Origin of the sequence: Kaistia sp. 32K (genome assembly GCF_016629525.1) — a bacterium.
GTDB lineage: Bacteria > Pseudomonadota > Alphaproteobacteria > Rhizobiales > Kaistiaceae > Kaistia.
This window is the reverse complement of sequence record NZ_AP024269.1, coordinates 2,568,465-2,581,358: the sequence shown is the minus strand read 5'-3', so window position 1 is coordinate 2,581,358 and position 12,894 is coordinate 2,568,465. Positions and strand designations below refer to the sequence as shown.

Sequence of the window (12,894 nt, the reverse complement as noted above, 5' to 3'; positions counted from 1 at the left end):
GGTTGCTTCATGCCCGATTATTGATCAATCTGGCGTTGTCGCGGCCGACCCGCTGCGACCCGGATCATCTGCGGCGCCGCGCTGCCGCGCATTGCCTGAAGTCCCATGCCCGCCCTGGCCGACAATTCCCGCGGCATCATCATGATGGTGCTCTCCAATCTCGCCTTCATCATCAACGACACCTGGATCAAGCTGGCGAGCGACGGCCTGCCGACGGGGCAGATTCTCTTCATCCGCGGCCTCATTTCCTTCGCGGTGATCTTCGTCATCGTGCTGGCGACGGGCGCCTATCGGGACTGGCGTTCCGTCTGCAACGGGCTGGTCGCCTGGCGCACCGTCGGCGAGATCGGCGCGACGCTGCTCTATCTCTATGCGCTCTTCAACATGCCGATCGCCAATGTGACGGCGATCGGCCAGATCGTGCCGCTGATGACGACGGCCGCGGCAGCGGTCTTCCTGGCGGAGCCGGTCGGCTGGCGGCGCTGGCTGGCGGTGGCCGTCGGTTTCTTCGGCGTGATGCTGATCATGCGGCCGAGCCTGTCGGGCTTCGACATCTATTCGCTGGCGGCACTGGCCTCGATGGCCTTCATCACGCTGCGCGATCTGGTGACGCGGGAGTTCAGGCCCGGCATTTCGACCCTGCTGGTGATCGCCGTCACTGCCGCCGCCGTGACGATGACCGGCGCCGGTCTCGCGATCGTCGAGGAGTGGTCGGCGCCGGAGGCGGGGCAGTGGCTGATGCTCGGAGCGGCCGCGGTCCTGCTCGTCTGCGGCTACGGCTCGTCGATCCTCGCCATGCGCCTCGGCGCCATGGCCGTGGTGGCGCCCTTCCGCTATGCCGGCATCATCTTCGCCGTCATCATCGGCTATGTGGTGTGGAGCGACGTGCCGGACGCACTGACGCTGATCGGCACGCTGATCGTGGTGTCGACGGGCGTCTACACGTTCCGGCGCGAAATGCGCCTGGCGCAGAAGGTCCCGCCGTCCCCGGCCGTGATCGTCAACCAGTCCAGCGCGTGACGATCGTCTCGAGGTCCGGGCGGAGCCGATCGGCCGGGCGTTCCGTCTGGCGGCCGAGATGGATGAAGCCGGCGACGCGCTCATCTTCCCGCACGCCGAGAAGGGCGGCGGCCTCGGCGTCGCGACCCGGCCATTTCAGCAGCCACTGCGTCGCGTAGCCATGCGCGGAGGCGGCATGGATCAGGTTCATGCCGACGGCGCCGGAGCCGAGGATCTGGTCCCATTCCGGAATCTTGGACGTCGGATCGGGGCGGCTGACGAGCACGACCGTGACCGGGGAGCGCATCATGTAGAGCGTCCACATGTCCTGCTTCGAGGCATCGAGATCGGGCGTGCGGGCGGCATAGAGCGCATCGAAGCGCTCGCCGGACAACCGGCGCGCCTCGCCCTCGATGACGATGAAGCGCCAGGGCGCCAGACGGCCGTGGTCGGGCGCGCGTGCGGCGATGCGGAGGATGCGGTCGAGATGGTCGACGGGGATCGGCGCCGGATCGAAGGCGCGCATCGGCACCGAACGGCGCGTCTCCAGCTTCGCCAGCATGTTGGGCGAAAACTGCAGCTCGAACGAGTCGTCGTAAATCGGCGCGGCGGCGGTTGCCGGCGTGCCGTGATGGGCGGGGCCCTGATGATTCATGGGGGGCATGCTTTCGTCTTCGGGCGATGACGAGCGAGACATGCGCCCGGCTAAGGCGATTTGCAAGGGATGCAGCATGGTAGAACGCCATGCTTTCGATACGCGCAGGACGCGAATATCGCGTCCTGTTGCGCGGATTCGACAGAATGTGAACCAAAAGACGCGGCGCCGAGCGCACCGCGCCCTGATCAAATCTTCGTCATATGGATCGTCAGGCAGCTCAACAATCGCCCACGAACCGGCCGTTGCGGCAGGCCTTCGCCGCGCTCGGAATGGGCTAGGCGGCGCGCGCCGCCAGCGCCTGGTCGGCGGTCAGTGCCGCTTCCGGCGTGCCCGAGACGATCAGTTCCAGCACCTCCTGCTCGGTCGTGTGCTGGATGTAGCGATCGCCGACATTCTGGCCGCGCTTCATCACCATGATGCGGTCTCCGACCTCGAAGATGTCGGTCAGGCGATGCGAGATGATGATCTGCGCGACGCCTTGGCGCTTCAGTTCCGACATGGTCTCGAGCAGGCGTTCGGTCGCCATGACGGAGAGGTTGGCGGTCGGCTCGTCGAGCACGACGACGCGCGGGTTGAACGAGATGGCGCGGGCGATGGCGACGGATTGCTGGCGGCCGCCGGACAGGCTCTCGACCTTCTGGAAGACGGAGTTCACGTCCACCTTCAGCCGCTTCAGCACCTCGTCGGCTTCCGCATACATGCGGTTGCGATCGACGAAGAGGCCCTTCTTCGGCCAGCGGCCGAGGAAGATGTTCTGGGCGATGTCCATGTTCCCGCAGAGCGCGAAGTCCTGGTAGATCATCTCGATCCCCTCTTCGCGGCTTTCATGCGGGTTCTTGAAGTGGGTCGGCTTGCCCGAGACCAGCACCTCGCCGGAATCGCGCTGATAGGCGCCGGTCATCACCTTCATCAGCGTCGACTTGCCGGCCGAGTTGTCGCCGACGAGGCCGAGGATCTCGCCCTCGCCGAGCGTCAAATTGATATCCTTGAGGGCCTGGACGGGGCCGAAGGCCTTCGAGATGTGGCGCATCTCGACGATCGGGGTGGCAGCCTTGGTTTCTGACATGGGCGTTCTCAGACGTGCGCTGTTTCGGGGGTAGCCCCGGATTTTCGGGAAAGGCGGCGACGGATCGAGCCGGCGAGATCGCCCTGCCGGAACCAGATGTCGCCGACGACGGCGATGACGAGGATGAGACCGATGAAGACGTTGACCCAGTGCTGCGGCATCACGAAAGACTGGCCGTTGCCGAGGATCAATTGCAGCGACAGCAGCGCGCGGATCAGCGCGATCACCGCCGCGCCGGCGAGCGCCCCGAGCACCGTGCCGTAGCCGCCGAAGATCGAGCCACCGCCGATGATGACGGCGGCGATCGCGTCGAGCTCGCGCAGCTGCCCGGCCGACGGATTGAACGAGCGCAGGAAGGCGACGTAGATCACGCCGGCGAACGCGGCGCAGAGCGCCGAGAACACCAGGCTGATCGCCCGCACCCGCGCCGTGTTGATGCCGGCATAGTCGGCTGCGCGGCGGTTGCCGCCGGTGGCGTAGACCATCTGGCCGAACGGCGTCTTGGCGAGCACGATGCCGGCAAGGATCGCGACGACGATCATGAAGAGCGTCTGCACGCTGACGGCGGCGGCGATGTCGTAGAGCAGGGTTCCCCGCGCCGGCGCGACCTTGAAATAGGCGAGCGCGTCGATCAGCTTGCGGCCGATCAGGTTGAACGCCTCCGGGAAGGAGGAGAGCTGGCGGCCGGCCGTCAGCCAGGCGCCGATGCCGCGCGCCATGTAGAACATGCCGAGCGTCGCGACGAAGGCGGGCAGGCCGAAGCTCACCGTCAGCAGTGCGTTGATGAAGCCGGCCGCGGCGCCGGCCACCAGCGCGATGAAGGCCGCGCTCATCGGGTCGAAGCCCATCTGTTTCATCAGGAAAGCGCAGGTCGCGGCCGACAGCGCCAGCACCGAACCGACCGACAGGTCGATGTCGGCATTGGCGATGACATAGGTCATGCCGATCGACAGCAGGCCGACTTCGGTGAAGGACAGCATCAGGTTGAAGGTGTTGTCGAGCGAGCCCCAGAAATCGGGCCGGAGATAGAGGCCGACGCACCAGAGCACGACGGCGAGGATGATCGCCGCCGCGTCGCGCCGGGCGAGGAAGTGGCCGATCGGGCCGCGCGCCTTCATCGAGCGGTCCGAGGCGGACGAGCCCTTGGTCTGCGCGCCCTCGATGGCGACGCCGCCGATCTCGATGATCGGGGGCAGGGGCTTGCCCCGCACCCGCGCCCAGAGGCGCGGGAAGACGTTGCGGCGGATGATCCAGGGCTCGATCAGCACCGAGATCAGCAGGATCAGGCCGAGGAAGGCCGGGACGGCGCCGGGCGGCAGCTGCGCCATGCCTTGCACCTGCATCTCGACGTCGCCGACCTTGACGGTTCGGCTCATCGGGATGCCCTCGCGCAGCACCTTGTCGATCAGCGTGACGAGAATGGCGCCGAGCGCGCCGCCGAGCAGGCGGCCGCGGCCGCCGAGGATCGAGGCGCCGCCGACGATGACCGACGCGATGACGATCAGTTCCGCGCCCTGGCCATATTGCGAGGTGATGCCCTTGTCCTGCGCGACGCTCATCAGGCCGGCGAGCGTGGCGGCGAGCGCCGACAGCACATAGGCGCGCATGCGGACGCGCCGGGTCGGGATGCCGGCATAGGTCGCCGCCAGCTCGTTGCCGCCCGTCGCATAGGTCTCGTAGCCCCAGCGCGTCTTGGCGAGCACGTACATGCCGACGGCCGTCACCAGCGCGAAGATCAGGATCTGGTTGTTGAAGCCGAAGGCGTTGGTCTCGCCGATCTGGAAGAACCAGGGCGCCGTCAGCGCCTTCTCGCTGTAGGAGACGGTCTTGCCGCCCGTCAGCCCCAGCACAAAACCGCGTCCGATGAACAGCATCGTCAGCGTCGTGATGAAGGAGGGAACGCGCAGGACCGTGACGAAGAAGCCGTTGATCAGCCCGACGCCGAGCCCGACGGCGATGGCGGCGAGGAGCGACGGCACGATGCCGAGGTCGTAATAGGATGTCGAGAAGGCCAGCGAGAACACCGTCGCGACCAGGCCGAAAGTCGAGCCGACCGAGAGGTCGAGGTCCTTGTTGATGATGACGAAGGTCATCCCGGCCGCCATGACGCCATAGCGCGCCGTGTCACGCAGGATCGCCGAGATGGCGTCGGTCTGGCCGAAGAACTTGGGATTGATGAAGACGCCCGCGATGTAGAGCAGCACCATGAAGATCAGCAGGCCGACTTCCCAGCCTCCGATCAATTCGAGCGGCAGGCGTCTGCGGGGTGGAGCAAGGGTCGTCGATGTCATGGGCATATGTCTTTGCGTCGAAACGAGCCGGTCGGCCCCATGCCGCGTCACGCCCCTCGGCTCGCCGGGGGTGAGACGGCGGTGACGGAGAGGCGGTCGCGTCGTCCGCCTGCCCCTCTCGCGAAGGGCAGGCGGAATCTGGCTCAGTTTTCGAAGCGCTTGCCGACCAGGTCGACCGTGTCCTTCGTCACGAGCTGCGCGCTCGTGTCGAGATTGGCGGCGGAGACGCCGCGGTCGATCTGGAGGTAGAGCTGGGCGACGGGCCAGAAGCCCTGCAGGAAGGGCTGCTGGCCGAGCGAGCCGGTGAGCGCGCCGGTGCGGATCTGCTCCTGCTGCTTCGGTCCGAGGTCGAAGCCGAAGGCGCAGATCTTGCCGTTTTGCTTCAGCTGGGCGACCGCGTCGCCGAGCGCCGGCGTGACGAAGCCGTTGGCGGCGAAGGCGCCGACGACGTCGCCGCGCGATTCGATCAGCGAGACGACCGAGTTGGTGATGTCGTCCTTGTTGACGTCGATGCCGATGTTCTCCGGACCGGCGTCGACCTTGAAGTCAGCCAGGCGACCGGCGTCGTTGAGCACCTTGACGGCGGCTTCGAAGGCGGCCGTGACGCGGCGGTTCACTTCCTCGTTGCCGAGCGTGGTCGTCGACGGGAAGATGATCGAGCCGCCCTTGGCGCCACTGTCGATGACGCATTTGGCGAGCGCTTCGCCGCCGATCGCGGCGGCCGTCGAGAGCTGGCCAGTATGGCTGATCTGCGAGCGGTTGGCGATCTTCGGGTCGAACGAGTTGGTGGTGGCGACCGGGATGCCGTTGGCGAAGGCCTTTCTGACGATGTCGTCATAGGCGCCCGACTGCGGCGTCGTCATGATCAGGCCGTCGATCGTCGGGTCGTTGATGACCTGGTTGAGGATCTCGATCTCGCGCGGAATGTCGTCGACCGGCGCTTCCGAACCGAGCTTGATCAGGTTGATGCCGAAGGCGTTGGCCGCGACCTGGGCGCCGACATAGGTCGGATCGAAGAAGCCGTTGCCGGCGGTATGGGTGACGATCGCGAAAGTGAGCTTGCCGTCCTTGGAATGGAAATCCTTGGTCGTCGGCGCTTCCTTGGCGGCGTCCTCGAACGAATAGCCGCCAACGGCCTTGCCGAGGCTGCCACCACCCTGGGCATACGCCGCGGTGGCGATCAGCGAGACCGATGCGCCAAGCGCAAGCGTCGTCAGAATCTTCTTCATAACTATCCTCCCCAATAGCCAACTCGGGACGCTCAGCGTCGGTCCGAGATGAGGGAAGCATAGGCAAGCCATCAAGGCCCCGCAACGGTCGCCTGACGCAAGTTGTCGCGATTTTGAGGGTCGCTCCTCAGCGGCAACAGGCAAAAAATCGGCCCGTAAATTGTGTTGTTGCGCCGCACAAGACTTAAATGGTTCGAAACTTGGTATGATTTCAACTTGTTGCAACGCGACATCGCGTTGCGGCATGTGCAGAATATCCGGCGCATGGTGCTGGCGGTGGGCGCGCTTGACGGGTGGGGAGCCTGGCATGTGACGGCTCCGGGCCCGACGCGTTCAGGGCAGGGCGTCCGGGTCTCCGTCGAAGTCGACGCTGGCGAAGCTGCCGCCCTGGGTCCGCTCGGCGGTCGGGTCGTCGCTTCGCCTGTCTCTCAGCGCGTCGATGAAGCGATCGGCGCTGTCGGCGGGATGGTAGCCGAGCCGCTCGGCATTCGAATTGTCCCAGAACGAGCTGGTATTGTCGGAGACGCCGTAGACAATCTCGTAGGTGTAGTCGGCCGCAAGTCCGACCTCGATCATCCGGACGAGGTCGTCGAACGACATCCAGGTCGAAAGCTGCCGCGCGTCGGCCGGCTCGGCATAGGACGAGCCGATGCGGATGCAAAGCGCGGCGATGCCGTGCTTGTAGGCATAGAGCGCGGCGAGATCCTCGCCGAACGCCTTGGAGAGGCCGTAGCGGCTGTCGGGCGCTGCCCGCGCCGTGTGGTCGAGCCGCGACGAGCGGCGTTGCATACCGATCGCGTGGTTCGAGCTGGCGAAGACGATGCGCCGAACTCCGGCCTGCCGCGCGCCCTCCCAGAGATGGAAGCTGCCGGCGATGTTGGCGGCGAGGACCGTGTCCCAGTCCGCCTCCGTCGATTGCCCGCCGAAATGCAGGATCGCGTCGACGTCGCGGCAGAGCTCGGCCACGGCGGCGGCATCGGCGAGATCGCAGCGGATGACCTCCTCGCCGGGACCGGCCGGCGCCATCTCGGCGATGTCGGAAAGGCGGAGGACGGGAAAGCGGCCCGCGAGCCGCGTCCGCAATTCGCGGCCGAGCTGGCCGGCGGCGCCGGTCAGGAGAACGCGGTGATAGGGCATCCTTAGGTCTCCCGCGCCGGCCCGTTTCTCCGTTCAGCCTACGGCGCTTGTCTCGGCCCGCTCAAGGCTCCTGGCGCGCAGGGTCTCGGCGGCGGCGCGGATTTCGGCCAGGAGCGCCGGGTCGTCGAGGTTGCTGAGGAATTCGGACATCGGCCCGGTCTCGGCGATGCCGGCCTCCTTCACCGCGGCATGCAGCACGCGGATCGGCGAATGCCGGTCGCGGAGATCCTCGAGCGGGATGAAGTGTTCGCGCAAGGCTGCCGCCTCGGCCGTGTCGCCGCGCTTCAGCGCCTTGAGGATCGCGGTCGAGAGATGCGGCGCGACGCAGACCGAGCCGGAGGTGAAGGCGTTGAGGCCGAAACGCGTGACGTGGTCGATCACCGGCCGTTCGCCGATGCCGCTGATGATCCGCTCGCCCGATCCCGTCGCCGAGAGCAGCTCGGAGAGCAGCGGATCCTCGGCCGGATCCTTGCGGACCACGGCGTATTTGACGGTGCACACCGCGCCGTCGGCGATCAGCGCGGCAAGATCGCGCGCCCCGATATAACCCTCGTTCTTCACATAGGCGATCAGCGGCTTGCCATAGCGGTCGGCGAGCTTGCGCAGGCCCGTGGCGACGCCGGCGGGCGTGGCCGGGAAGGTGAGGGGCAGCAGCATGGCGGTCGGGAAGGCGCGCTCGCGCAGCAAGTCGACCTGGTCGCAGGCCTTGCCGTAGTCGGCGCCGATCGAGGGGATCACCCAGCCGTCGGCGGGCGAAACTCGCTCCAGGACGTCCAGCAGCGTCGCGAACTCGCCGACGCCGATATTGTAGAGGTTGGCGTTGCCGCCGAACATGTAGGTCGTGACGCCGCCGGCGTGCAGCCAGTCGACCAGGCGGCGCGTCTCGCCCTCATGAATTGCGCCATCCGCGCCGCGCGGCAGGGGCGGTACCGAGAGGACGGAGCGCGCGAGATCGGCAGGCGTGACGGCATCGGTCTTCATCGGGGTTCTCCAGCTCAACTTGTAATTTCTTATTACATATTCGTTGCGATTTGGCGACCCAATTTGACAGGTTGGTTGCAGAATCGGGCCGCGATTGCCGGAAGAGATGACAATTGACCTGTGTTTCCGCCGTCACAGCCGGCCCTGGAGCGGTCGACGCGGGAAGCGCCGCATGCGATGGTTGCGCCCTCGCATCATCAGGAGCTCATTCATGACGGATCTCGGCCTTCGCCCGCTTGTTCCCACCCTGCACCAGCTGGCCGAGAGCGCCGTCTATGACGACCGCAACAACCGGCTGCTCTATTGCGACATCCCGGACAAGGCGATCCATGCCGTCGATCTCGCGACGGGCGATACGAAGGTGTGGCGCTTCCCGACGGTCGTCGGCTCGTTCGGCCTGACCGAGAGCGGCCGCTTCGTCGTGGCGCTGCGCGACAGCGTCGTGATCTTCGATCCCGAGACGGGCGAGAGCACGACGCTGGCCGAGATCGAGGCCGACATGCCGGATACGCGTCTGAACGACGGCAAGGTCGGGCCGGATGGCTGCTTCTGGGTCGGCACCATGGACGCGAATCGCCAGCCGGTCTGCGCGCTCTATCGCGTCTCGCCGGACGGCACGGTCGAGAAGAAGATCGACGGGCTGATGGTCTCGAACGGCCTCGCCTTCTCGCCGGACGGGCGGACGATGTTCCATTCCGATTCGCGCGGCCCCTGGATCGATCGCTGGGCCTTCGATCCCGCGACCGGCGAGATCAGCGATCGCAAGCGCATCGCCGTGCTCGACGACACGATCGGCCGGCCGGATGGCGGCGCGACCGATGCCGAGGGCAACTATTGGAGCGCCGGCGTCTCCGGCGCCAAGCTGAACCGCTTCTCGCCTGAGGGCGAACTGCTGGCGAGCTATGACGTGCCGGCCGCTGCGCCGACCATGCCGGCCTTCGGCGGCCCGGACCTGAAAACACTGTTCCTGACCAGCCTGCGCGATGGCCGCACAGAAGAGCAGCTGCAGCGCTGGCCTCTGACCGGCTCGGTGTTTATCGGCGAGTCGCCGGTCGCCGGCTCGCCGGTCTCGCGCTTCCGCGACGTGTAATTTTCGAAAGGGGCGGGGGCCGAACACCCTCACCCCAACCCTCTCTCGCCAGACGGGAGAGGGGCTTCCCTCGCGCATCCCTGTCCTGCCGTCATGCGGCGCTCGATATCCATCATCCTGAGGTGCCTGAGCGCAGCTCGGGCCTCGAAGGACGCACGATCTCGGCGCAATTATCGATGGCACAGCCGCTCTGCATGCTTCGAGACGGCCCTGCGGGCCCCTCAGCATGATGAGGGTGGTGCCTTGCAAGGGTTTCTGAGCGAGAGGTGAAGGGCAGCCTCTGCCGCGCGCCTATTCCTCTTCCGGCGGCAGCGGCCGCGATTTGCGCGTCGCGTCGATCGCCACGAAGGTGAAGGTCGCCTCCGTCACCTTGGTGACGTCATGGCTCTCGCGGTTGCGCCGCCAGGCTTCGACGAAGACGCGCATCGAGGACCGCCCGGTGGAGAGAATGCGCCCGTAGATCGTGACTTCATCGCCGACGAAGACCGGGCTCAGAAACGACATTCCGTCCACCGAGGCTGTCACGGTCCGTCCCCGCGCGCGGCGGGTCGCGATCGTGCTCGCGCCCAGATCCATCTGCGACATCAGCCAGCCGCCGAAAATGTCGCCTGCCGGATTGGTGTCGTGCGGCATGGCGATGGTGCGGATGACGGGGATTGTCGTCTGATGGGGGAAGTCCGGTGCGTTCTGGGCGGTCATCGTGCCTCCTGAGGCCTTTGATCGGTGGTGAGCCTGGTTGAAACGAAACGGGGCGCCCGAAGGCGCCCCGCTGAAACGACATCCTGGTCCAATCAGACCGAGTAGTACATGTCGAACTCGACCGGATGCGGGGTGTGCTCGAAGCGGATGACTTCTTCCATCTTGAGCTCGATGTAGGCGTCGATCATCGACTTCGAGAAGACGCCGCCTTCCAGCAGGTAGGCGTTGTCCTTCTCGAGCGACACCAGCGCCTCGCGCAGCGAACCGCAGACCGTCGGGATCTTCTTCAGTTCCTTCGGAGGCAGGTCATAGAGGTTCTTGTCCATCGCGGCGCCCGGATGGATCTTGTTCTTGATGCCGTCGAGGCCGGCCATCAGCATGGCGGCGAAGGCGAGGTAGGGGTTCGCGCCCGGATCCGGGAAGCGGACTTCGACGCGCTTCGCCTTCGGCGAGGTGGCGAACGGAATACGGCAGGAAGCCGAACGGTTGCGGGCCGAGTAGGCCAGCAGCACCGGAGCCTCGTAGCCCGGGACCAGACGCTTGTAGGAGTTGGTCAGCGGGTTGGTGAAGGCGTTCAGCGACTTGGCATGCTTGATGATGCCGCCGATGTAGTAGAGGCAGGTCTCGGAGAGATCGGCGTACTCGTTGCCGGCGAACACCGGCTTGCCGTCCTTCCAGATCGACTGGTGCACATGCATGCCCGAGCCGTTGTCGCCATAGACCGGCTTCGGCATGAAGGTGGCAGTCTTGCCATACGAGTTCGCGACGTTGTGGATCGCGTACTTGTAGATCTGCATGTGGTCGGCCATCGTCACGAGCGTGCCGAACTTGACGCCGAGCTCGTGCTGGGCCGAGGCCACCTCGTGGTGGTGCTTCTCGACGACGACGCCCATCGACTGCATGGCCGCCAGCATGTCGCCGCGCATGTCCTGCAGGCTGTCGATCGGCGGAACCGGGAAGTAGCCGCCCTTGGTGCGGACGCGGTGGCCGAGGTTGCCGCTCTCGTAGTCGGTGTCGGAGTTGGTCGGCAGCTCGATGTCGTCGAGCTTGAAGCCCGTGTTGTACGGCGTGGCCGAGAACTTGACGTCGTCGAAGACGAAGAATTCGGCTTCCGGACCGACATAGACGGTGTCGCCGATCTTGGTCTGCTTCAGATAGGCTTCGGCCTTCTTGGCGATGCCGCGCGGATCGCGGTCATAGGCTTCGCCGGTCGACGGCTCGAGCACGTCGCAAACGATCGAGAGCGTCGACTGCGCGAAGAACGGGTCGATGGTGGCGGTGGACGGATCGGGCATCAGCAGCATGTCGGACTCGTTGATCGCCTTCCAGCCGGCGATCGAGGAACCGTCGAACATCGTGCCTTCGGCGAAGATTTCCTCGTCGATCATGCCGATGTCGAACGTCACGTGCTGCCACTTGCCGCGCGGATCCGTGAACCGGAAATCCACATACTTCACGTCCTGCTCCTTGATGAGCTTCAGGACGTCTTTCGCGGTCGTCATAACTCTCTTCCTTCTATCAGGTGAACTGTGTGCCCGGTCGTGGCTGAGGCAAGCAACAAGCCGGCGGCGCCGGCTTCGGGTGGGGTTCCGGCGAGGGGATCGCCGGCAGAATGGGGGTTAGATCGCGTCCAGTCCGCTTTCGCCGGTGCGAATGCGAACGGCTTCCTCGATGTTGGAGACGAAAATCTTGCCGTCGCCGATGCGGCCGGTCTGCGCGGCCTTGCGGATCGCGTCGACCGCGCGGTCGACCAGCTCGTCGCCGAGCACGATCTCGACCTTCACCTTCGGCAGGAAGTCGACGACATATTCCGCGCCCCGGTAGAGCTCGGTGTGACCCTTCTGGCGGCCGAAGCCCTTGGCCTCGGTGACGGTGATGCCCTGCAGGCCAACCTCCTGCAGCGCCTCCTTCACTTCATCCAGCTTGAAGGGCTTGATGATGGCTTCGATCTTTTTCATTGCCTCCGCATCTCCGAATGCTTGCCTGTGACGCCTGCCCAACCTGGCCGAATGCCCGGCCTGGCTATCCACTTGCAGGCTCCGTGCCAATTGCCGGTTTTCGTGGGAAACGCCGGAAAATTGGGCTCGTTGCGCTGCACAATAGCGAGATTTTAGAATTATCGCTCCAACTGTTGATCATTTATTGGGCAAATGAACAACAAGGTGGCAGTCTCGCTCCTTCGCCGCGCGCAAATTAGCGGCCGTTGCGGGCCAGCCATGCCTCCGCACCGCGCAGGTCGATGCCGTGATCGATGCCGAAGGCCTGCAATTCATCGCGCTGCATGCGGCCATCGAGCACTTCGCCGATCGCGTAGAGCGTCAGCGAGCGGGTGCCGCTCCGGCAATGCGCGAGGACGGGGCCGTCCGTCTCGGCGAGGACGGCCTGCAGCGCGCGCACGTCCGCTTCGCTGATCGACGGGCCGGTGACCGGGATCTGCTCATAGCGGACGCCGGCAGCAGCGGCGGCAGCCGCTTCCTCGGCGGAGCTCGGCTGGCTCGGCTCTTCGCCGTCCGGGCGATTGTTGACGACGGCCTTGAAGCCCTGGCCGGCGAGGGTGGCGAAATCCTGCAGCGCGATCTGGCCGGCCACGAAGAAATCGTCGTTGATCTGGATGAGAGCGGTCATGGGAGGTTCCGACTGAATGGCTGGGGCGAACTTACTCCTGCCGGGTAAATGAACAACCTTGCCCGGCACGGATCGGCCCGCGGATGACAGAGGCCGGTTGTCGCAGGTTCGTGCGGCCG

12 protein-coding genes are annotated in these 12,894 nt (G+C 65.8%); 2 read left to right on the top strand and 10 right to left on the bottom strand.

What is annotated here, in order from left to right:
* Positions 1-105 precede the first annotated feature (105 nt).
* Positions 106-1,020, top strand: coding sequence for a DMT family transporter (locus tag K32_RS11680; RefSeq protein ID WP_201404162.1), 915 nt, complete (start codon positions 106-108; stop codon positions 1,018-1,020).
* On the opposite strand, the gene K32_RS11675 is transcribed toward K32_RS11680, so the two are convergent.
* From K32_RS11675 to K32_RS11650, 6 genes are all read right to left on the bottom strand, one after another.
* Entirely contained in the window at positions 1,001-1,663 is a 663-nt protein-coding gene (locus tag K32_RS11675) for a nitroreductase (protein ID WP_371813013.1), read from the bottom strand. The genes K32_RS11680 and K32_RS11675 overlap by 20 nt on opposite strands.
* Before the next feature lie 268 nt (positions 1,664-1,931).
* Entirely contained in the window at positions 1,932-2,723 is a 792-nt protein-coding gene (locus tag K32_RS11670) for an ATP-binding cassette domain-containing protein (protein ID WP_201404161.1), read from the bottom strand.
* An 8-nt stretch (positions 2,724-2,731) separates the two neighbouring features.
* Positions 2,732-5,020: an ABC transporter permease gene (locus K32_RS11665; RefSeq protein WP_201404160.1), complete on the bottom strand. Its 2,289-nt coding sequence runs from the start codon at positions 5,018-5,020 to the stop codon at positions 2,732-2,734.
* 137 nt (positions 5,021-5,157) lie between these two features.
* A complete protein-coding gene (locus K32_RS11660; RefSeq protein WP_201404159.1) occupies positions 5,158-6,243 on the bottom strand; it encodes a substrate-binding domain-containing protein in 1,086 nt (361 codons plus the stop codon).
* A 333-nt stretch (positions 6,244-6,576) separates the two neighbouring features.
* Positions 6,577-7,380, bottom strand: coding sequence for an NAD(P)-dependent oxidoreductase (locus K32_RS11655; protein WP_201404158.1), 804 nt, complete (start codon positions 7,378-7,380; stop codon positions 6,577-6,579).
* 33 nt (positions 7,381-7,413) lie between these two features.
* On the bottom strand, positions 7,414-8,361 hold the full coding sequence (locus tag K32_RS11650) for a dihydrodipicolinate synthase family protein (protein WP_201404157.1): 948 nt from the start codon (positions 8,359-8,361) through the stop codon (positions 7,414-7,416).
* Positions 8,362-8,572: 211 nt separating this feature from the next.
* Here K32_RS11650 and K32_RS11645 point away from each other — a divergent pair, with 211 nt between their 5' ends.
* Positions 8,573-9,451 carry an SMP-30/gluconolactonase/LRE family protein gene (locus K32_RS11645; RefSeq protein WP_201404156.1) on the top strand — a complete coding sequence of 293 codons (879 nt, stop codon included), beginning with the start codon at positions 8,573-8,575 and terminating at the stop codon, positions 9,449-9,451.
* 291 nt (positions 9,452-9,742) lie between these two features.
* Here the strand turns inward: K32_RS11645 and K32_RS11640 are convergent, their stop codons facing one another.
* From K32_RS11640 to K32_RS11625, 4 genes are all read right to left on the bottom strand, one after another.
* Positions 9,743-10,150: an acyl-CoA thioesterase gene (locus tag K32_RS11640; protein WP_201404155.1), complete on the bottom strand. Its 408-nt coding sequence runs from the start codon at positions 10,148-10,150 to the stop codon at positions 9,743-9,745.
* Positions 10,151-10,242: 92 nt separating this feature from the next.
* Entirely contained in the window at positions 10,243-11,652 is a 1,410-nt protein-coding gene (gene glnA / locus K32_RS11635; protein WP_201404154.1) for a type I glutamate--ammonia ligase, read from the bottom strand.
* A gap of 117 nt (positions 11,653-11,769) precedes the next feature.
* Positions 11,770-12,108 (bottom strand): P-II family nitrogen regulator, encoded by a 339-nt coding sequence (locus tag K32_RS11630; RefSeq protein WP_201404153.1) that lies wholly within the window; start codon positions 12,106-12,108, stop codon positions 11,770-11,772.
* A 235-nt stretch (positions 12,109-12,343) separates the two neighbouring features.
* Positions 12,344-12,775, bottom strand: a complete 432-nt coding sequence (locus K32_RS11625; RefSeq protein ID WP_201404152.1) for a TIGR01244 family sulfur transferase — start codon at positions 12,773-12,775, stop codon at positions 12,344-12,346.
* Positions 12,776-12,894 lie beyond the last annotated feature (119 nt).

What these genes read in the sequence shown, in the direction of transcription:
- K32_RS11670 (WP_201404161.1), bottom strand. Translation starts at nt 2,723, where the DNA reads ATGTCAGAAACCAAGGCTGCCACCCCGATCGTCGAGATGCGCCACATC.
- K32_RS11640 (WP_201404155.1), bottom strand. Translation starts at nt 10,150, where the DNA reads ATGACCGCCCAGAACGCACCGGACTTCCCCCATCAGACGACAATCCCC.
- K32_RS11660 (WP_201404159.1), bottom strand. Translation starts at nt 6,243, where the DNA reads ATGAAGAAGATTCTGACGACGCTTGCGCTTGGCGCATCGGTCTCGCTG.
- K32_RS11625 (WP_201404152.1), bottom strand. Translation starts at nt 12,775, where the DNA reads ATGACCGCTCTCATCCAGATCAACGACGATTTCTTCGTGGCCGGCCAG.
- K32_RS11675 (WP_371813013.1), bottom strand. Translation starts at nt 1,663, where the DNA reads ATGCCCCCCATGAATCATCAGGGCCCCGCCCATCACGGCACGCCGGCA.
- glnA (WP_201404154.1), bottom strand. Translation starts at nt 11,652, where the DNA reads ATGACGACCGCGAAAGACGTCCTGAAGCTCATCAAGGAGCAGGACGTG.
- K32_RS11630 (WP_201404153.1), bottom strand. Translation starts at nt 12,108, where the DNA reads ATGAAAAAGATCGAAGCCATCATCAAGCCCTTCAAGCTGGATGAAGTG.
- K32_RS11665 (WP_201404160.1), bottom strand. Translation starts at nt 5,020, where the DNA reads ATGCCCATGACATCGACGACCCTTGCTCCACCCCGCAGACGCCTGCCG.
- K32_RS11680 (WP_201404162.1), top strand. Translation starts at nt 106, where the DNA reads ATGCCCGCCCTGGCCGACAATTCCCGCGGCATCATCATGATGGTGCTC.
- K32_RS11650 (WP_201404157.1), bottom strand. Translation starts at nt 8,361, where the DNA reads ATGAAGACCGATGCCGTCACGCCTGCCGATCTCGCGCGCTCCGTCCTC.
- K32_RS11655 (WP_201404158.1), bottom strand. Translation starts at nt 7,380, where the DNA reads ATGCCCTATCACCGCGTTCTCCTGACCGGCGCCGCCGGCCAGCTCGGC.
- K32_RS11645 (WP_201404156.1), top strand. Translation starts at nt 8,573, where the DNA reads ATGACGGATCTCGGCCTTCGCCCGCTTGTTCCCACCCTGCACCAGCTG.